Origin of the sequence: Nitrospira sp., from assembly GCA_029194665.1 — a bacterium.
Classification (GTDB): domain Bacteria; phylum Nitrospirota; class Nitrospiria; order Nitrospirales; family Nitrospiraceae; genus Nitrospira_D.
Genome location: JARFXO010000004.1, coordinates 298,498 through 318,036 on the forward strand (window position 1 = coordinate 298,498; position 19,539 = coordinate 318,036).

General features: G+C 57.4%; 18 protein-coding genes. 8 read left to right on the forward strand and 10 right to left on the reverse strand.

Annotated features, from left to right (window positions below; translation table 11 throughout):
- Nucleotides 1–190 precede the first annotated feature (190 nt).
- Nucleotides 191–700 (forward strand): hypothetical protein, encoded by a 510-nt coding sequence (locus P0119_14825; protein MDF0667332.1) that lies wholly within the window; start codon nucleotides 191–193, stop codon nucleotides 698–700.
- A protein-coding gene (locus tag P0119_14830; GenBank protein ID MDF0667333.1) for an IS3 family transposase occupies nucleotides 622–1,796 on the forward strand; the annotation gives its coding sequence in 2 pieces (ribosomal slippage) (nucleotides 622–898 and nucleotides 898–1,796; 1,176 coding nt in all). Before P0119_14825 ends, P0119_14830 begins: the two co-directional genes overlap by 79 nt.
- 265 nt (nucleotides 1,797–2,061) lie before the next feature.
- Here the strand turns inward: P0119_14830 and P0119_14835 are convergent.
- From P0119_14835 to P0119_14850, 4 genes are all read right to left on the reverse strand, one after another.
- Nucleotides 2,062–3,003: an IS110 family transposase gene (locus P0119_14835; protein MDF0667334.1), complete on the reverse strand. Its 942-nt coding sequence runs from the start codon at nucleotides 3,001–3,003 to the stop codon at nucleotides 2,062–2,064.
- Nucleotides 3,004–3,018: 15 nt separating this feature from the next.
- On the reverse strand, nucleotides 3,019–3,177 hold the full coding sequence (locus P0119_14840) for a hypothetical protein (GenBank protein MDF0667335.1): 159 nt from the start codon (nucleotides 3,175–3,177) through the stop codon (nucleotides 3,019–3,021).
- Nucleotides 3,178–3,740: 563 nt separating this feature from the next.
- A complete protein-coding gene (locus P0119_14845; protein MDF0667336.1) occupies nucleotides 3,741–4,175 on the reverse strand; it encodes a type II toxin-antitoxin system VapC family toxin in 435 nt (144 codons plus the stop codon).
- On the reverse strand, nucleotides 4,160–4,363 hold the full coding sequence (locus P0119_14850; protein MDF0667337.1) for a hypothetical protein: 204 nt from the start codon (nucleotides 4,361–4,363) through the stop codon (nucleotides 4,160–4,162). The genes P0119_14845 and P0119_14850 overlap by 16 nt, the downstream gene beginning before the upstream one ends.
- A 303-nt stretch (nucleotides 4,364–4,666) precedes the next feature.
- Between P0119_14850 and P0119_14855 the strand changes: the two genes are divergently transcribed.
- From P0119_14855 to P0119_14865, 3 genes are read left to right on the forward strand one after another with little or no spacing between them, the layout of a single operon-like run.
- The gene (locus tag P0119_14855; protein ID MDF0667338.1) at nucleotides 4,667–5,422 is read left to right on the forward strand and encodes a hypothetical protein; all 756 of its coding nucleotides are present in this window, start codon (nucleotides 4,667–4,669) and stop codon (nucleotides 5,420–5,422) included.
- Entirely contained in the window at nucleotides 5,373–5,612 is a 240-nt protein-coding gene (locus tag P0119_14860) for a nucleotidyltransferase domain-containing protein (protein MDF0667339.1), read from the forward strand. Before P0119_14855 ends, P0119_14860 begins: the two co-directional genes overlap by 50 nt.
- A complete protein-coding gene (locus P0119_14865) occupies nucleotides 5,609–6,007 on the forward strand; it encodes a HEPN domain-containing protein (GenBank protein MDF0667340.1) in 399 nt (132 codons plus the stop codon). The genes P0119_14860 and P0119_14865 overlap by 4 nt, the downstream gene beginning before the upstream one ends.
- A 110-nt stretch (nucleotides 6,008–6,117) precedes the next feature.
- Here the strand turns inward: P0119_14865 and P0119_14870 are convergent, their stop codons facing one another.
- The 5 genes from P0119_14870 to P0119_14890 all read right to left on the reverse strand — a co-directional run bounded on the left by P0119_14870 (nucleotide 6,118) and on the right by P0119_14890 (nucleotide 12,451).
- A complete protein-coding gene (locus P0119_14870) occupies nucleotides 6,118–6,678 on the reverse strand; it encodes a Uma2 family endonuclease (GenBank protein ID MDF0667341.1) in 561 nt (186 codons plus the stop codon).
- Between the two features lie 108 nt (nucleotides 6,679–6,786).
- Complete coding sequence (locus P0119_14875) at nucleotides 6,787–7,209, reverse strand: hypothetical protein (protein ID MDF0667342.1); 423 nt, start codon at nucleotides 7,207–7,209, stop codon at nucleotides 6,787–6,789.
- A gap of 110 nt (nucleotides 7,210–7,319) precedes the next feature.
- On the reverse strand, nucleotides 7,320–8,795 hold the full coding sequence (locus tag P0119_14880; GenBank protein ID MDF0667343.1) for a radical SAM protein: 1,476 nt from the start codon (nucleotides 8,793–8,795) through the stop codon (nucleotides 7,320–7,322).
- 417 nt (nucleotides 8,796–9,212) lie between these two features.
- A complete protein-coding gene (pyk, locus tag P0119_14885) occupies nucleotides 9,213–10,664 on the reverse strand; it encodes a pyruvate kinase (GenBank protein MDF0667344.1) in 1,452 nt (483 codons plus the stop codon).
- Between the two features lie 575 nt (nucleotides 10,665–11,239).
- Nucleotides 11,240–12,451 (reverse strand): sulfotransferase, encoded by a 1,212-nt coding sequence (locus tag P0119_14890; GenBank protein MDF0667345.1) that lies wholly within the window; start codon nucleotides 12,449–12,451, stop codon nucleotides 11,240–11,242.
- Nucleotides 12,452–13,920: 1,469 nt separating this feature from the next.
- Here P0119_14890 and P0119_14895 point away from each other — a divergent pair.
- Together P0119_14895 and P0119_14900 are read left to right on the forward strand one after the other, a co-directional pair.
- Nucleotides 13,921–14,913 carry a ketopantoate reductase C-terminal domain-containing protein gene (locus P0119_14895; GenBank protein MDF0667346.1) on the forward strand — a complete coding sequence of 331 codons (993 nt, stop codon included), beginning with the start codon at nucleotides 13,921–13,923 and terminating at the stop codon, nucleotides 14,911–14,913.
- The gene (locus P0119_14900; protein ID MDF0667347.1) at nucleotides 14,910–15,914 is read left to right on the forward strand and encodes an NAD-dependent epimerase/dehydratase family protein; all 1,005 of its coding nucleotides are present in this window, start codon (nucleotides 14,910–14,912) and stop codon (nucleotides 15,912–15,914) included. Before P0119_14895 ends, P0119_14900 begins: the two co-directional genes overlap by 4 nt.
- A gap of 100 nt (nucleotides 15,915–16,014) precedes the next feature.
- Here P0119_14900 and P0119_14905 read toward each other — a convergent pair whose 3' ends face one another.
- A complete protein-coding gene (locus P0119_14905; GenBank protein MDF0667348.1) occupies nucleotides 16,015–16,788 on the reverse strand; it encodes a TerC family protein in 774 nt (257 codons plus the stop codon).
- A gap of 629 nt (nucleotides 16,789–17,417) precedes the next feature.
- Between P0119_14905 and P0119_14910 the strand changes: the two genes are divergently transcribed.
- Nucleotides 17,418–18,530, forward strand: coding sequence for a sigma-54 dependent transcriptional regulator (locus P0119_14910; protein ID MDF0667349.1), 1,113 nt, complete (start codon nucleotides 17,418–17,420; stop codon nucleotides 18,528–18,530).
- Nucleotides 18,531–19,539 lie beyond the last annotated feature (1,009 nt).

The window sequence follows — 19,539 nt, forward strand, 5'->3', positions numbered from 1 at the left end:
CACTCTGAATCTTTTTCGATTCAGTCAGACCATATTTGGCCCGGACTCCGCAGTTGATCGGTTTTGCTGTAGAGTAGGCGGTCAAATTCTCCTGTAGGGATCGGAGGTTTGGCATGCGCGCTCGTCAGCCCCCCGCATCACTGCTCTACCCGAAGATTCGCTTCGCCTTCACCGATCATCCGATCACCGTGTGGGCGGGGCCATTCTGCTGCGGCTGTACTTCGAACTGATGGGACTGCGTGCCACGCTGGCCCCACTGCTGGTCCCTTTTGCGAAGACGTCCAACAATCAGATTCCCGCCGTGGACGTGCTATTGGCCTGGTGGTATGGGTTGGCGCTGGGTGCCGAACGGTTTGAACATCTGACGCGCTATCGCCGTGATCCGCTGCTCCCGCGCCTGCTGGGCCTTCCTCGGTTCCCGTCCCCCGATACGCTGCGGCGGTTCTTTCAGGGCTTCACGTACCGACGGACCACCGAGGTGGCAGAGGCCCTGATGCGGATGTCGTTGGGGGCGATGCGGCCGATTCAGCTGGGCATACCCTGGATCTGGATTCCACTGTCTGTGCTAGGCTCGAAAAAGTGGACGCCTTCAACCTACAATGAGAGGTCTGGAGGTGTGAGATGGAACAGGTGCCGCGACAGCAGTATACAAAGGAATTCAGGGAGCAGGCAGTGCGGCTGGTCCTGGAACAGCCGTTGACGATTCCGGAGGCCGCCAGACGCCTGAGCATGTCGGGCAGGACGCTCGAGGGCTGGGTGTGTCGAGCTCGGCAGGGCCAGCTCGCGACGCTGGGCGAGAGCCGACGGCCCGTGACGGAGCTGGAGGCCGAGGTGTCTCGGCTCAAGCGCGATCTCGCTGAAGCGCGGATGGAGCGGGACATCCTAAAAAAAGCCACCGCGTACGTTGCGAAGGCGCAGCTGCCCGGTACGCGCTCATGAGGACGCTGCGTCTCCACTACCCGCTGAGTCTGTTGTGTCGAGTGCTGGAGGTATCCCGAAGCGGCTACTATGCCTGGCAGCATCGGCGGCCGTCGAAACGCGCCCAGGAGAATGTGCGGCTAGAAGTGGCGATCCAAGCTGCCCATGTGCGCACCCGGCACACGTATGGCCCGGAGCGCCTCCAGGCGGAATTGCGTGCGGACGGCTTCCCCGCCGGGATTGGGCGCATCAAGCGGCTACGCAAGAAACTGAGCCTCCGTTGCAAGCAGGTGCGCCGGTTCACGACCACGACGGATTCGAAGCACGCGCTGCCGGTGGCGGAGAATGTCTTGGCCCAAACGTTTGTCGCCACGCGCCCGAACGAGACCTGGGTCACCGATATCACATATATCCCCACGGCAGAAGGGTGGTTGTATGTGGCGGGGATCAAAGATCTGTATACCTGTGAGGTAGTCGGGCATGCGATGGAGGGCCGCATGACGACGGACTTGGTAAGGCAGGCGCTGGTCATGGCACTGGGGGCGAAACGTCCGCGCCCGGGACTGATCCACCACTCCGATCGTGGCTCGCAGTATTGTGCCCAGGACTATCAGGATCAGCTGCGGCAGTTCGGCCTGATCCCGTCCATGAGTCGGAAGGGGAACTGCTATGACAACGCCCCGATGGAGAGTTTCTGGGGGACGCTGAAGAATGAACTGGTGCATCATCGTCGCTACGAAACCCGTGAGCAGGCTCGGCGCGAGATCACGGAGTATATCGAGCTATTCTCTAACCGGCAGCGGCGACATTCTCGACTCGGGAATTGCTCGCCCGCGGCATTTGCCCAGCAGTGGGCCCGTCAGCAGTCGGCGGCGTGAGGCTGCGACTCATGGCGTCCACTCTTGACAACCGGGGTCAACCTGCTCATGGGCTTTCGGAAGACCGTGCTCCCGTCCTGCTGGTTTGAGCGGCGGCTGCGGGCCGTGCGGGATGGGGTCTTTCTGGTCGGCGCCGATCTGATCCCGAAAGCCCGACGGCTCCGGGTCCGGTTCGCGGTGCCCCCGGAGGAGCGGGCCGCGTTTCTCCATCGTCTGCGGATGCTCTCAGAGGGCCTGCCGATTGCGGCGCAGTTGGACGGGGAGCTCAGCGAGGCCGACGATGCCCGTCAGCCTTCACCGGAACAGGCTGGCCCCCTCGTGCCAGCCCTCCATTCCCGCCGCACAATCCTGGCGCCTCCCCCTGACCGTCATTCAACTGCGGAATCCGGGTTAATGGCAGCTTCGGGGGGCGCAAGGTCACTTCGAGACTCGGTAAGGTCAGCGACTTGACCGCGAGGCATGCGTGGTATGACGCACCTGCAAAAGGTGGCACACACAAAATAGGGTCACCCATTAGAAGGCTCTGGTCAAGTGGGCACACATCGCCCCTGGTTCTAAGCGTTCTCCTGTGCTCCGACAACGTCCCCTCACGATCACCCACGACCCCCTGCGTCTTCGATTTCTTCCGCTGATAAACGCGTTGAATGTCAGGATCATACCGCACCGCGAAATTGGCCGCTTCAATAGATGCCCAGGCCAAATACGTGTTGCCATTCTTGGTATTGCCCTGGCCCTTGCGTTTGCCATTGCTGCGCGTGGTGCTGTTCACGCAACGACAAGAGGAGGCCCATTGGCCCACGGTGGGAAAGCGGTGCAGGTCACCGGCTTCGAGCATGATGGTCAAGGCCCAAGTTTGGCCCATCCCGGCCACGGTGAGTAACTGCCGAACGGTCGGGCGCAGGGCGACGCGTGCCTTGATCGCGTGTTCTATTGCAGCAATCTGTTCGGCCGCACCGCGCATCACCGCGAGGCGACTCGTGACCGCCAGGGCGAGGTCCGGGGTGGGCAGCACGTCGTGAACTGTCTCTGCCGTCAGGGTCTTGATGGGATTGCCGGTGGGCGCTGTGCCGGTGTTGCGTGTCACGAGATTGTGAATGCTCAGGAGATTACTCGTCTTCTGTCTCACCAATTGACTGCGTTTCCGCAGCAAGTCACGGATCGCTCGTTCTTCTTTCGGATAGATGGAGCCCGTGGGGAGAATGCCCACGCGAAGGAGCTGGGCTCACCACTGCGCATCGCTGTGATTATTGGTCTGTTTCAGACCTTCGTATTGTTGAATCGCAGCGGTGTTGGCCAAATGCACCGAGTAGCCGGCTTCCATGAGCCCATCAACCAGCACGATCACACTGTTGTTGGCATGGAGGTCAATCCCACCGTACAATTTCGTCAGAGCTCCTCCTTGGGTTGGAAAGGTTGAGAGATTCTTAACCAGTCTCCCACCTGTACTGCCCAGGCGGGGAGCCTTCTAGATGATCATCGGATCTTGAACTGTGCATTCTCGGATTCCTGAGAAACGAAGGAAACAGGCAAGGGTGACAGTTGTGAATCTCCCCTGCCTCACGTGCTTGAGTTGGACCGCACGGATACGCGCACGGAGCGAATCTCCTCAGCCATCTCTCTCGGCAACATCGCCGGGGGACTGTCGCTGCGCGCCATCCGATCCATCGTTTGAAAAGGGGCTGCGGCAGTCACGCTGCACCTAGAATGGAGAACGCGTGCGATGTGCCGGCCGTTTACATATCGCATTTATTGGATGAGGGATGCGCTACGCGGTTATTTGACGTGAGGATCTGTGTCGAGGCGGCCGCTAGAGCCAGCAAACGTTGGGCATTGGGAAGGGTGGGCAATAGCGTCGGGTACTGCCAGGGAGGGTGGAGTCCGGTCTTGATATCTCGACCAAACGTGAGATCGAGATATCGTGAGAGAAAAACAAACGGGGCATGGTTAGGGCGCCACAACTTTGAGACCTGGGATTTTCCCTGCGATGCGGCGGAATTCCAACACGTTACTGGTGATCACGGTGGCGCCGATTTCTCTTGCCGTCAGGGCAATGAGCATATCATTCATAGGCCCGAGGCGGTCGCGGAACCCGGGGGCGGTGCCATGCACGGCTCGAAAGAGTCGTCCGGCATGGTCGAGGATCGAGGGTGTGAGGCCGAGGGTGCGCCCACCTTGAAAGGCTTGTTGAATCCGGTCAACGGCTTTCTTGCGTTTGGGCGAGTCAGCGCCGAGTCGGAGCTCCAGTAGCACCACAGCCGAGATGAACCGCACGACGGGCCCATGGCCACCTAAGACCCACTCTGGGTGCATACCTGCGCGCAAAAAATCGATGAGGACATTGGTGTCGAGGAGAACCTTCCCGCCTATTGGTAGGGCCATGGTTTCTCATCACCCCTCAAGATCCCCTTCAGCGGCCGCAACGCTTTGCTCAGCCTCTGTTCCTCGATGAGCAGCGACAGGGCTTTGTCGATGGCTTCTTGCTCAGAATCCACTCCGAAGTAGCGCTTCGCTGCGTCGATCTTCCGTTGATCCAGCACGAGATGTTTATGCTTCAGCGCGGTACCCATTATCCCCCCATGTACATAGAATGTACATAAACTATAAACGGATACCTATAGGAATGGCAAGGGCTGCTTTTCGTTTCGGTGGGATCAGTTCACAGGGGGCCGGTGGGGCTGCGAGGACTGCAAAGGCGTCGGAAGTCTTTACGTGACCGTGAAGCAGACAAGAGGACGCTGAGCCCAGGGGGTAAGCAGGTTTGCCGGAGCGGCAGAGCCCCAGAGTGCGTTCAGTTGTGCGGCGCTTTGGGGGGCGCAGGGTTGATTCCCGCCTCGGCATGGCGGGCGACTTGATCACGAGGCATGCATGGTATGACGCACCTGCAAAAGGTAGGGATGACGGATAGCGAGCACGCAAAAGAGAAGTTCTGTCGCCTACTTGAACAATGTGGCGAGCGGCAGGCTCAGGGTTGGCAGCAGTGGCGTGGCGAGCTGCTCTTGGGCTTCGAGGCTGAGGACCGAAGCTTGGCCATAGCGCCCATCGGTGAGGCGGTAGATTTTGATCTGCTCCAGCTCCGGATCGATGATCCAGTATTCCGGGATACCGTAATGCTCGTACCGTTGGCGCTTGATGGTTTCGTCCAGCTTCCGGTTGCCTTCGGACAGAATTCCAACGGGGGGTCTGAAACAAAGGGGTCGGATGTCTTTATCTGCAAAGCAACGCTCGATGCCGTACGACCATGCCCTTCCCAATCCACTCTTGTCCTCGTCGGGCCTGCGCCTGTACTGTTAATTCCTCCGCACATCCGCTACAATACCGGCATCGTGAACCGGCGGGATTCGATGCGGCAGGCCAGGATCGAACTCGAACTCCGAGCCATGACGGTGGACGCGAACCCATCCGCACCGGACTTCGGCCGGCGCGTCATCAGGTTCGAGGAGATGCGTCGTGAGCCAGAGGTGGCGATCGAAAAGAGACAGTGCAATGGGAACGACAACGACGGGCGTGGTGTCGCAGGCAACCTTGAAGGCGATTGCGGACCGATTGCGGGATCGCTATGGGGCACAGCGGGTGCTCGTGTATGGATCCATGGCACGCGGGACGTCGACGGAGAACAGCGATATTGATCTCTTGGTGGTGGCGTCGACGACGGAACGTTTTTACGAACGGATGGGGTCGGCGCTGGCCGTGGTCAGAGACATCAGCCGGGGGCTGCCGCTGGCTCCGCTCGTCATGACGCCTGAAGAGCTCTCGGTCCGTTTGGCTCGTGGAGATCAATTTATTCAGGAGATCGTTGAGATCGGGGTGGACTTGTGACAGACCGAGCAGATTCGCTCTATGCCGAGGATTGGGTGAAGGTCGCTCGCCGAGATTGGCGCCGCCTCCATGTGCTGCTCAATGACGGCGATGCCGACGGAGCCGGGTTCTTTTTGCAGCAAGCGATGGAGAAGTATCTGAAGGGGTTTTTGCTGACGCATGGCTGGAAGCTCAAGAAGGTGCACACGCTGCAGAGCTTGCTCGATGAAGCGGCGGCTTTCGCGCCGCAAGTGGCTGTCTTTCGTCCGGTCTGTGAACGAGTGTCCGGGTTTTACATCGGGGATCGCTATCCGAGCGTTGGGGCGGAAGGGTTGCAAATCGAGGACATTCGGCGCGAATTGTCCGACGCCCGATTATTGATCACGGCGATATTCTCAGATGAACGATTGAAATAGACAAGAGGGGGAAAAGGAGGACTGGCAACTTAATTTTGGCAGAACGGCCTCGGGAAGTAGGCTCAACAAAGCCCGGTGAACAGCTGGTTCATCAGGCCCGACGCAGGAGCTTATTTGAACAATGTGGCTAGCGGCAGGCTCAGGGTTGGCAGCAGTGGCGTGGCGAGCTGCTCTTGGGCTTCGAGGCTGAGGACCGAAGCTTGGCCATAGCGCCCATCGGTGAGGCGGTAGATTTTGATCTGCTCCAGCTCCGGGTCGATGATCCAATATTCCGGGATACCGTAATGCTCGTACTGTTGGCGCTTGATGGTTTCGTCCAGCTTCCGGTTGCCTTCGGACAGAATTTCAACGACCAAGGTCGGAATCCCACGAATGTTTGCCTCGGTCACGATTGCAGCTTGTGCCGTAGCGACAAAAATCAGATCGGGCTGTACGACATCGAAGTCGGAGAGAACGACATCGCACGGCGCGACGAAGATTTCTCCCAGCCGATGCTCTTGAAGAAAACGGTGCAGCGCATGGGACAACCTCAGAGAAATACGTTGATGCTTAATGCTGGGCGAAGGCGAGATAACATGCTCTCCGTCGATCAACTCATGGCGTTTTCCGTCGTCCGGGATAAGCCGGTAGTCCTCGTACGTCAGTCTCAGATGCCCGGTCTGGGTTGCCATGTGCACCTCGCGCCCTATTCCACTGGTTTCTGGCCCACCTTAACAAGGAGAAGGGCAGATCGCAAGGTTCGCTCAAGACTGGAATGCCTTGATCACCCTACCAATCCATCATCCTTTCCCGCAGGCCGCCTCCCACAAGCTTTGATTGAGGGTTCCCGATTCAATGGCAATCCAGTGGCCTTCGCTTGTGTAGCCACCGCCACCGATCACTTCGCCTGTTCCCATGTGGCCGTAGAAGTCCGTGGCCGCCAGCGTCCGAACCAGCTTTTCCGTACAATCGAATTGCTTGGTAACTTTGGTGGAGTAAAAGCGGATGGGTGCCCGCCCTCCCTGCATCGCTTTCCAGTCGATCAGGGCTGAGAGCGCAACCAGATTACCCTCTCGGCGGATACTGTCGGGGTTGATGTATGCCGTTTGCAGTGGATGCGTCTGATACCGAGCTTCAATGGCTACCCATTCCGCTCGTACTGGTCCATGTGCCAGGATCAGCAGGGCAAACAAAATCCAGGGACCAACTCGATACGCAAGCATGGCCGCTTCCCCATCGAGGAGCATATTGTACCAGCCACACCCTTACGCGTGAAATAGGCACCCAGGCTCCTTCGGGACTGTCGATCAGCCCGGAGCAGCCTGCGGCTGTCTCAGCATTTATTGATCCTCGGTCTCGGCTGCATCTTTGAACGGATCTGGTCCAATCGATCGGTGATAAAGCTGAACCGTTTCTTCGGCGGATAGGGGAATCGATAGGCGATTGGTTCCGCTTGCGGCGGCAAGTGGTTCATGTCGCGATAGACATTGACCGGCGCCGAATCTGCCGCCAGGTGAAACATGGAGCGGTAGCCCAGTCCACAACCGGTAATGTTGAGCAACTCGCCGAACCCGTTTTGAGAAGCCCGCTGAATCGCCCGCTGTCCGATGGAACGATACGAATAGAACTGTCCCTTAGCCCACTTGTGCCCCCAGTATAATTGCTCAACGGTCATTTTGGCCGGCTTGTACACGACATGCTCGCCGGTGTAGGCGGTCCAATTCTCCGTGAGGATCCGTCCGGCCGCCTTGAGTTCCGCAAACTGCTTGGTGCCGGGATAGGGGGTCATAATGCGCCAGAGCGCTCCTGCTATGCCCATCTTCGTCGCCCATTCGGCAGTACGTTCGAAGTCAAAGACATCTTCATGGTCCAAGCCGCAGATAAATCCTGCATGAATATCGATTCCTTGGTCGTGAATGCGCTTGATCATCTCCTCATACAGCTTCGCCTGATTTTGTTTGTCGACGGACTTGAGCGAATCTTGATTGATCGATTCGATGCCCATGAACATTGCCGAGCAACCTGACTCTTTCAATGTCTTGAGCAACTCGGGATGATGAGCGACGTAGGTGGCGCTCATTTGGCTCATCCATTTCTTGCCGAGCGGCTTCATGGCCTGGCAGAGGTCCCGCGTATAGGCCGGGTCCGACAACAAATCGTCGTCCCAAAACATCACCATCGGCCCGTTCATTTTCTCGACCAGTTTGACCACGTCCGCCGGTGGCTTCTTCCGGAAGCCGTATGCGCCGCCTCCCAAGGCCAAATGAATCGAACAGAATGTGCAGCGATAATTACATCCTCTTGTCGCCGTCAGCGCATCCCGAAACATGTAGCCCGGCGGCAACAGATCCCAGCGTGGAGGTTTTTCGTCCCATTTCTCGACCATATGCGGCATGCGATACTGCGGTTGCATCTTGCCTTTCTTGAAATCTTCGATCAGCCGTGGCACGGTCAGCTCTCCTTCCCCTATGACGACTGCATCGGCATGTTTGATGGCTTCATCCGGCATGGTCGAAGGGTGAATACCGCCGAGCACGACCTTGGCGCCGCGTTCGCGGAAGAGACGAGCCACCTCGTATGCCCGCACAGCCACGACCGTGGTCACAGTGATGAACACCAAATCATAGTCACGCGTGAAGTCCAGAGGCCCGACGATTTCGTCTTGGATTTCGATGTCCCATTCGTCCTCGGGAATAAGAGCGGCGAGCGTTGGGAGGTTTAAATTGGGCGTACGGAATAGTTTCCAGACCGAATCCCATTTCTGATCTTCAGGATGTGGAATAATGAGACCGATCTTGTGATGCCCCATAGTGACCCTCCTAAAGTGGTTAGATGAATGTCTTGGTCTGAATGATGCCCCTACTAATTCATGCGTACACTAGCTTGTAGCGTCAGCGTTGTGCGTCCACGATCTGGCAATTCTCCTCGTGACTCGGCTTGTGCCATGTGGGGAAAGATGATCAAAGATACCGGCGAGTAGAAGTCTCATCATGCACCAGCCTCCTCCCGCATAAATTAGCCTGTTCGCTCGACCACAATCAAGAGTTTCGACGGCGACAAGCAGCCGACTACGTAAGAATGCGATAGGCCATTTGCGAAAAAAGTGACGGCGCTACGGAAAGTCTCCGAGATGGACACATCTACTGCGCCCCTGAATTCCTGTGATGCTCTGTTCGCCCCTGAGCGCTCGAGTGGTCCCGCACGAATGGAATGTCAGGACGCAATCCTACCTGACTTCATGCAGTTTGATGAGGTTGGTCCCGCCCGGTTCCCCCACGCGCGTCCCCGACAAGATCACGATTTTCCCTCCTGTCTTGGCCAGCCCCTCTTGCTTCAATCGTCGTTCCGCTTCATCCACGCGAGCATCGGTCTGCTCGATCTGCGGCATGGTGTACGGACGCACGCCCCAGTAGAGGGCCATCTGCTGCCGGACCCTCTCGAAGGGAGTAAAGGCGATGATCGGCGCCGTCGGTCGCTGCTTGGAGATCAGCCGGGCGGTCGCACCTCGCTCACTGAACGCCACGATAGCACCGGCGTCGATGGCTCTGGCGGCGGATGAGGCGGCGTTGCAGATCGCCTCAGAAAAGGACGCATTGGGGAGGTCGGTGTAGCGTTTGGGCACGATGCCTGGCTCGGTGCCATCCTCCGCCGCGCGAATGATGCGGTCCATGACTTGAATGGTGTCGATGGGATGGAGGCCGACGGCGGTTTCAGCCGAGAGCATCAACCCATCGCTGCCGTCGAACACGGCGTTCGCGACATCGGAGGCTTCCGCTCTGGTCGGACGCGAAGCCTTGGTCATCGACTCCAGCATCTGAGTGGCCGTGATGACTAGGCGACGCCGGCGATTGGCTTCCACGATGATGCGTTTCTGGAGAATCGGTACCGCTTCAGGACCCATTTCCACGCCAAGATCACCGCGCGCGATCATCACGCCGTCCGCCTGTTCCAGAATGTCGTGTAATGAAGCGATGGCTTCGGCCCGCTCAATCTTGGCGATGATCGGGAGGTGACCGCCATATCCCGCCAAGACGGTCCGCGCGGCCTCGATATCCTGTGGGCCTCTCACGAACGAGAGAGCGACATAGTCCACGCCCTGTGTGACACCGAATCTCATGTCCTCCCGATCTTTTTCCGTCAGGGTCGGAGCGCTGATGTGAGTGTCCGGCAGGTTAATGCCTTTGTGCGAAGTCATGTTGCCGCCGATCAGGACCGTACAGTCGATGGCATCATCTGTGACACGATCGGCGCGCAGTTCAATGAGTCCATCGTTGATCAACACCCTGGCGCCTGCACGAACATCGCGAGTCAAGAATGCGTAGGTCGTCGGTACTTCAGGTATGCCGGCGGATTTGGATTGAAGGTCGAACGGCCTCGAAGGAGACGACGAGGACAGCAGGCGTACCACCTGCCCGGCTGTCACGTCGATTCCTTCACTCGGCAAGAGCCCCACTCGAATCCTGGGACCTTGCAGGTCCTGGATGACCGCCACCGCGGCACCTCTGCGGGATGCCGCTCGACGAATCTCAGCGATGGCCGCAGCGTGAAATTCATGGGTGCCGTGAGAGAAATTCAAGCGAGCGGCATCCATGCCGTTTTCAATCAATCGGTCCAAGAGCGTCGGCGAACTGCTCGCCGGCCCGATGGTGCAGACGATTTTGGCCTTTCGCATGTTCATGTGGGAGGGCCTCCATGCTGTTGATCTGGAAGAGGGGAAAGAGGATATCACAGATCCATTCATCGAATACGTACAAGGCAAAGGTTGTCGGTAAGGACTTGTATGGTCAGTTGTGGCCAGCGTGGAATGATAATCGAGTTGTCCCGAACGGAATCCTCCATTTCCCTTTGTTTGTCCACAAGCCAGGGCAATGACTTCATCACGAGAGTCTGCTCCCTTCGGATTCTGCCTTCGATAATAGGCACTACTCTCCCGCAGCGAAAGGAAAGCGGTCATGGCAACCTTGATTCAGTGGCATCCGGCAAAGGCGCGTGGGCAAGAGTGTGGTGTCAGCCAATCTTGCGTTGGCGCCGGTGAAAAGCGGACGACAGGTCTTCCTTGTGGATAACTGGAGGAGGGTGTGGCCTTTCGGGTGCTGGCGGCGAACCAGCGGCCGGATTTCCGGACGCTCAGTGACCTTCGCAAGCAGCATCTGACGGTGCTGGCCGATCTATTTGTGCAGGCCTGCAACTGATGTCGATGGGCTCCTAGGCGGTCAGCAAGAGCAAAGGGCCTCCCAGACAAGCGTGCCGACATCACAAGCGAAAACGTTCCCGGTAGGCGGCATATCTCTTCTCTTCTTCTTGAAGATCCAACCCAAAGTCATGGAGGTGATACCGATGTTCCCCAAAACGGTTCTTCGGGTTCCTGGTGATGGATTCCCGAACCTTGTCCCGAAGTCCGTCGGGCAGGGGCAGGTCAAAATGTCCATAGACTCGTTCCACAGCTGCCACCGGGTCAGCGACTAGGTCGGTGTAGTAGAGATCGAGAAAGCGCTCCGAGGGAGCGCAGCCGCGCTCCCTCGAACGCAGAGCCCTGCTGACAGCTTCGGCCCACCTTCGAGTACACTCTCGTCCTACTTCAACAGGATCAACCTCGTCGCTGAAGGCAGATCTGAGGGTTGCCGTCAGACTGGCGTGGGAGGCGGTCACCTCTAGTGGCTCGCGGTGTGTCATCACGACACAGGCGTCAGGGTAGGCCCCAAACATCGCCTCGAAATCGAACATGTGAGCAGGTGCCTTCAACACCCAACGCTCCCCCGGACACCGCCACTGCAACTGCTGCAAGAATCTACGGTGCATCTCGTATGAGGGGCGGAGGTCCTGAGATTCAAGCCAGTCAAGATAGGACGGCACACGGTGGGTCGACGCGAACTGGTAGCTCATGAACGAATGGCTGAAGATCACCAGGCACTCCTCGGGAAGCCGTGCGCCGACGGGGTGAATACGGTTGAAATCCTGAACCATTCGATGGAACCAGCGGATCTCACGATCAACCAGGGCAATGCGCCGGTCAACGTGGTACGTCTCTGCCTCTGGCGGCGGGCTGGGGTATAGGGTCTCCCAGGTGCGTGGAACCCGGTTGGCTGGGTCAAGGGCAAGCAGGCCATGGAGAAACGTCGTCCCGGTGCGGGGCAGGCCCGTGATGATGATCGGTTGTCGAATTTGTTGCTCAGCGATACCGGGATGACGCCTGCGATCTTCCTGCAGCCGCAAGCGGTTGACGAGGAGCCTGGTCAGTTCGCGACGAGCGGCCAGTTGCCCTAAAGGGTGAAGATGAGCTTCCGCCTGAAGTGCCGAAAGGAGACGGCGGAGAGGTTCTCGAAAGGATGCGTCACCAAAGTCGTCATGGCCGGCCCGGTGGCATGCCGCCCTCATGAGTTCCTCTTCCTCAAGGCTTGCCGACGTTGCCGGACTGACAATGCCGCCCAGCCCGTTGGCTGCGTGGATGAGGAAAGAGCGTCTCACCCTCCAGCGCTGTCGGGGGGGTGCTGGCCAACCGCCGTCTGTTGGAGGGAGGACCGTGGGTCCCAGCGGATACGCGTCGACTTCTTTTCCCTGAGTCTCATTCATTAGTAAGCCCTGTTGATGCGCCGGAAGTGTAAGGATACCCCTGTCCCCGGCGCGCCGGACAACAGGGCCCACAGACCCATTCGATGAGAGATGGAACAGGAACCGATCCACAATTGAGGTTTTCCATGTGGCACTTTTTCTTCGTGAGATCGTTCAGGAGCATGGACAGGCCTTCACCGAGCGTCTTGGCGCCTGTTTCCAGAGGCACATCGGAGGCGAAGGTTTTCGTAGGGTGCTGAAGCCGAGATTTCTGTTCAGGTCGCGGCGTATGCTGTCATCGTCCAGCACAGAACAGTTGATCACGGCCTCTTTGTAACACGTTCCCTAGGGAGTTAACTAGGGCCATTTTCCCGTAGCGGACGAGTCAGTGAATCAGATCACACAGCTCTTGTACCCGTCCTCACCTGCCGGTTCTCGGCTGATCCTGGCCGCTCATGGCGGTAGAGGTTACTTTCTCTGCGTCTCATCAAAGCCTCGGTGCATCGGTGGTATTGAGTGGGACGCCGAGCCACACCGATGCGGCGGCCGTGAGAAGGAAGGCGAGCCCCTGGGGGTGAGTATCAGAAGAGCCTTGGACCTGCTTCAGAGACCGACTCTCTGGTGAAATCTCGAAGTCCGTTGAGATGGTTCTTGAGCGACCGCTCTAGCAGAAAAACCCGGGTGATGCCGACAATACAGCTGAAATGTTCCGTCCGGTGCGAATGCCAGAATAACTTCAGGATGCTCAAAATGGCTGCTGATCTCACCCACCCAACCCCGGCGCACCAAGGTGCGCCGTTCCACGGGCAAGGCTGCAGCGAGCGAAACGGCGAGGCGTACGCTTCGGTACGTTGAGCCTCTGAGCGATGCGAGAACGTCGCAGGCAGCTTTTTTTGAGCATCCTGTGAGGAGTTTCGGTTTGAGAAAGAGGGTCAGCTCAGGGCGACCCCTTTTCTATCCACTGTCCAGTCTTGGTTGTGCCCGCCAAATGAGCCAGAGATTGATCTTTGGCTCATTTGAATCTATCATTCCCCGCCGCTCGCTGCGGGCAAGTGATGCATAGGATTAGCTGCGGGTGATGGGTGGGTGGAACTTCAATTTATTAACCATTCAAATCGCGCTGATTGCGACCAGCACGGCAAAGTGAAATTCTTCAGATCGTTCTGATGGTCTGGGATCGGATTGGCCGGAGCGACGGTCGGAGGTTGGCTTGATTTGAGCTGGCTCGCGGCCCTCGGTATGGGCGGGCTCGCTTGTCACTATTGGCACGATGGGCGTGTATCTGGACACGACGAACGGTTTATAATCACGCGGCTCACGATTGCCTAGGAAGCTATCCGAATATCTATGGGCTCGGAATCGAAGCGTTAGGTAGGTAAAGGAAAATGACCGATCATCTATCGAACAGGGTCTTCGTGGTGGGGGCGGGCGGTATCGGATGTGCCCTGGGCTACGCGTTGCGCGCGGGCGGTATCGATGTAATCTTTGTCGAGGCCGACCCAGCCAAGGTGTGCTGGGGGCGCTCTCATGGCGTGGGTCTTGATGGGCATCCCTTGCTTCCGGCAAAGTTCGTCCATTTTGCGGAGTGGCAGCCGCCGCAAGAGGGCGTTATCCTGCTTTGTACGAAATGCTATGACAACAAGGCGGTGCTGAATCGACTGCCCTCGACAGTTACCGTCATTCCAGTTCAGAATGGCTTTGATCCCGACCTGATCGAACGCAGTCATATCGAAGGCATCGCCTCGTTCGTCTCCGAGTGTTTTCCTCAAAAAACGCACACGCGAATCACCCGAGGGGGGAGTCTGCATATTGGGCACACTGCCTTGAGCGAGCACCGCCGAGAATCTACCTCGGTGGAATTGCTGATCGAAGTACTGCGGCGACACGGTCACTTTCGGGTTCGGACAGTCGTAGAGATCTTGCCCTACAAGTATGCGAAATTGATGTATAACTCCGCCATCAGCCCGCTCGCGGCGGCTGCGGGACTTGATAACAGCCAGCTGTTGATCAATCGCAGGGCGCGGCAGCTGTTCTTTGCCATGTTGAGCGAGAATTACCGGATCCTAAAAGATGCCCGGGTGCCTTTGGGTAAGATCGGACCATTTCACCCCGACACAGTCAACCGTATTCTGCGCTTCCGAGCGCTCGCCTGGGCGCTCGCCTGGCCGTTTTCCGTGAGCTTGCGCAACACGTATTGTTCCATGTCGGGGGACGTTCCCAAAGGTCGCACCGAGATCGACAACTACAACGGCCATCTTCTGCACCTGGCGGGTGATCGTCCCTGCCCCCTCAATCGTCGCGCCTACGCGCTGCTCAAACGCATGGAAAGTGAAGCGCTCCAACCAGCTCTGGAGAGGTTGGAGGAGCTGATCCTATGAAGCCCTGCAGGGTCCTCGTCACGGGCGGCGCGGGATTCATCGGCTCGCACCTGGTGCGGCAGCTCGTCGCTGCGAATCATGCGGTGCTTGTGCTCGAGAAGCCGGGAGCGCCGGTCTCGCACTTGCCGCAAGACCAGATCGAGATAGTCTTCGCCGACATCCGCGATGGAGCGGCTGTGGCGCGGGCGACGGTCGGCTGCGACGTTGTGGTGCACCTGGCGGCTAATCCCAACCTGTGGGCGCGTAACCCGGCTGACTTCGAGCAAGTCAACCACCAAGGGACGCGCCACGTGCTCGAAGCTGCCCGGATGGCCGGCGCCCGCCGCATCGTTCATGTCTCCACGGAATCGATTCTCGCGACGGCGCATGGTCAGGAAATGATCACGGAAAAAACCCAGACCTCACTGAGCGATATGATCGGGCCGTACTGTCGCAGCAAGTGGCTCGCCGAACAGGCTGCCCAGGAAGCCGTGGAAGCCGGACAGCCGGTGGTGATTGTTCGACCCACCATACCTGTTGGTCCGGGCGACGTGAACTTGGGGCCACTCTCCCGTTTGATCTGTGATTTTTGCAACGGTCAGGTCAAAGGCTATCTGGACGGCGGTCTCAATCTCATCGACGTTCACGACGCCGCTGCCGGCATCTGGGCTGCTGCCGAGCACGGCGAGATTGGCCGTCGCTATCTGCTGGCCGGTGAAGACTGGAGTATCCTTGGCCTTTTGAGTTTATTGGCCAAGCTGAGCGGTCGGTCCGCGCCCCAATGGCGAGTTCCCTACGCGATTGCCCTCGCCTTTGCGTATTTCGAAGAACAGGTTTGCCGTCACTTCGCCGCAACTGTGCCCATGGCAACGGTCACGGGGGTTCGACTGACGCAGAGACACTTTCGCTTCGATGGACGTCAGTCGGCGCGGGATTTGAGATTGGAACCCATGCGTGACTGCGGCGACGCTGTGGGAGCAGCCCTGGGCTGGTTTCGGGCTGCCGGTTTGATCACGACGTAGGCCTGAGGCCGGCAATCGAGTCAGGCGAAGCTGAGACCATCCGATTCGGGGCGGAGAAACAATCAACACACCAGCGGGCTAGAGGAAGGTGTGGAGATCATCAACATTTGCTCTTGAGCGATCGTGTTTTTCCCTCCGCATATCTGTGACGCAGTTTGATCGGTGGAGCGGTACGCGCTCGGATTCGTAGGTTAACCATCTCAACTGCGACGGAAAATGCCATCGCGAAATAGATATAACCCTTAGGCACATGGACATCGAAGCCCTCCACCATCAACGTTACCCCGACAAGGATAAGGAACGAGAGCGCTAAGATTTTAACCGTCGGATGGGCATCGACGAAATCGCCGATGGGCCGAGCGGCGACCATCATGACGATCACGGCCGCGATGATCGCCGTCGCCATGACGGACACCTCATCCACCAACCCGACTGCAGTGATGACGGAATCCAACGAGAAGACGATATCCAGCAGCGCGATTTGAAGCAGCATCATTCCAAGGCCGGCTGGAACGGCCGAGAGCTCCTGTTCGTCCGGCCCTTCCAGGCTGTTATGGATTTCGTGCGTGGCTTTCGCGAGGAGAAACAGTCCGCCGATGATGAGAATCAGATCCCGCCCCGAGAGGGCTTGGTTCAGCACCGTAAACAGTGGAGCCGTGAGTTCCATCATGAGTGAGATGGAAAATAACAAGCCCAGCCTTGTGACCATCGCAAGGCCGAGCCCGAGGCGTCGCGCCAGATTCCGTTGGTGCTGAGGAAGTCGCCCCACAAGGACCGAAATAAAAATAACGTTATCGACCCCGAGGACGATTTCGAGCGCCGTCAGGGTGCCCAGCGCGATCCACATGTCTGAATGAGTCAGCCAATCGAACATGCGATTCTCCAGGTAAAGAACGGATAGTGAACTTCGGAATTTTCCTCAGGGTAAGTACTCTCTTTCATCGCGATAGGTCAATCAGGGAGGTCAAGACGATCTGGACTTGATCTGCCATGGCACCGCATGATCAGCGACAAATCAACTTGTGAACCGATCCCTATTCCTTCTCGGGTATCTGATGCTCCTTGTCCAAATATTGATCGAACGGTGCACCAAGATCACCTGTGTCTAAATGGTTAGATTCGTATGGCCCTAGCCGAGAGCCATCGAGAGGGGCCATTACGCACTAACCGTTCCTGTGAGCGTAATGCTACTTATAGGGAGAAATGCCTGGAATCCGGTCAAACAGAACAGAGTCATCCAGAGAATTCCAGTACATGCGGAACGGTTCAGGTAGTTTTACTAGATCCGTCATGTCGATTCGTGATATACGTATAAAGCCGTCTGTAGGGCGCAATGTCCTCATTCACGCGGCATGACACTATGCCTGAGCGAGGCCTCTATTGGAATGGGGCTTTCAAGACTGTTGAACGCAGAGTCACGTCCGATCGTCTAGCGGACATACACTTCATGCAACCCAAGGTCCCAGGGACGGCACTGTAGGAATCTACACCAGGGAGGTACCTGTGGGAACCGGCGACGAAATGGTGGGAGCGAGTCCCTCCATCCGCGCAGTCTTTGATTTGGTTCGCAAAATGGCGAGCACCGAGATGCCGGTCCTCATTACCGGTGAGACAGGCACCGGGAAGGAATTGACCGCGCGAGCGATCCATGCGCGAAGTCCCCGGAAGCACGGGTCGTTTGTCCCGATCAGTTGTGGAGCCATTCCGGAAACCTTGTTGGAATCGGAACTGTTCGGTCATGAACGTGGCGCCTTCACAGGGGCCGTTCAACAAAAGAAGGGTAAACTGGAAGCGGCGGCCGGCGGCACATTATTCCTTGATGAAGTGGGCGATCTGTTGCCCGCCCTACAGGTCAAGCTGCTGCGATTTTTACAGGAGGGCACGTTCGAACGGGTCGGAGGACAAGAGACGCTCCATGTCGATGCGCGTGTCCTCGCCGCGACCAATGTCGACCTGAAAACGGCGATCGAAAAGAATCTCTTTCGGGAAGATCTCTATTACAGGCTCGACGTGTTGCATATTCATCTGCCGCCGCTGAGGGACCGAGGCGAGGACACCTTGCTCATGGCCATGGTCTTTCTCAGGCAGGCCGCGACGACCTATCGCAAGCAGATCCGAAGCTATACGCCCCAGGCCGTCGATGTGTTGCGTGCCTATTCTTGGCCAGGAAATGTGCGAGAGCTGAGCAATCGGGTCCGACGCGCCGTGGTCATGGCGGAGGGAATGGACATTACTCCGTATGACTTAGACCTGCCCGTTGAGAAGCTCCAAGCCGTGGATTCATTGGATTCTCTGCGGGCGGCTCACCGACGGATTGAGATGGAGTTGTTGGTGAAGGCGATCAGTTTACATCGAGGGAACTTAACCCGGATGGCCCGAGACTTGGAGGTGAGCCGCTCGACGTTGTACCGTAAACTTCGAGCCTATGGGCTTGAAAAATTTGTGCCCGCCGCGACGCCGTTGTTATTCGGCTCCAGATCCGAGTCCAAAAAGTCGGCAAAGCTCCCCTCTCAGGATAACCAGGGCGGGATCTCGCCTGAACCTACAGTAGGGAACCTTCCCTCGGAGCCGTTGCATCAATTTCCCCAATCGGTCGAGCCACCGGTTTCGTTATGAACGAGTCTTTCCTGAGAATACCCTTTACCACACCTATGACATCTATCTCGAAAATCGACGGCAACTGAAAGCGGCGTGTATCGGTGAAGAAGCGGAAATACTCCGAAGGGCAGACCGTCGAATCTCTCGATGAACGAGCTGTGCCAGCAATACAGGATTGCCTGGTAGACCTTTTATCCCGGGGAAGGGAGTAGCCGCATCTGGGATCGAGCGAGCACATCCGTTCGCGCACATGAGAGAAACGTTTCATCATGAAACACCATAATAAAACAGAAAACTGCGCCAAGCATATATATAAGTATTCAAGATGATTCGTATTCAATCTGAATCTCATGCTGCATCGATCGAGACCGGGCGGTCGTAGCACGTTCAAGAAATCGGGTCATGGTGTCTAATGATAGGACATCTTGCGATCAATCACACTCATCATGCATGGTGAAGAATAACCCTTCAGATTGTCGAAATTCCGTGCAATTCAACTATTGTTTCCGCGTGCGTGGTCTGTTCAAGCAGGAGAGGGGAGTGTTACTGGAACATGATCCCTGTTCCAACATAAGACAAGTGAAGACGATTTCATACAATCGAGCCACTCGGCCATCACGAAATGTTTCACAACGCATCAGCAAATAACAATATTGTCTCCGGGGCACCCGAATTGCGCATGTTGCTCATGAGGAGTTGCTTGAAACCGGAGTAGGCCAATACCCCGTATGGGATGAGGGACATAGTGGAGAACTTAAAGCGGAACGAGCAAGTCTGCATGCTGCATCAACGGACGATACCTGGGCGTCGTCAGATGGATTGTAGACCAATGAGACAGCTTCAGACGTTACCGGAGTCATTCAAGAGATGCGCAGAAGGAGAGCATGCACCAGACTGGTGGTTTCATAGATTTGAGCCGGTATGGGGATCGTTTATTCGTCGACTTTGTCGTCAGAGGGCTGTGAGTTTGTTCGAGTTCGAGCGAGCCGCTTCTCAAGCTCCTGGTCTGACAGCTATTGAGAAAGCA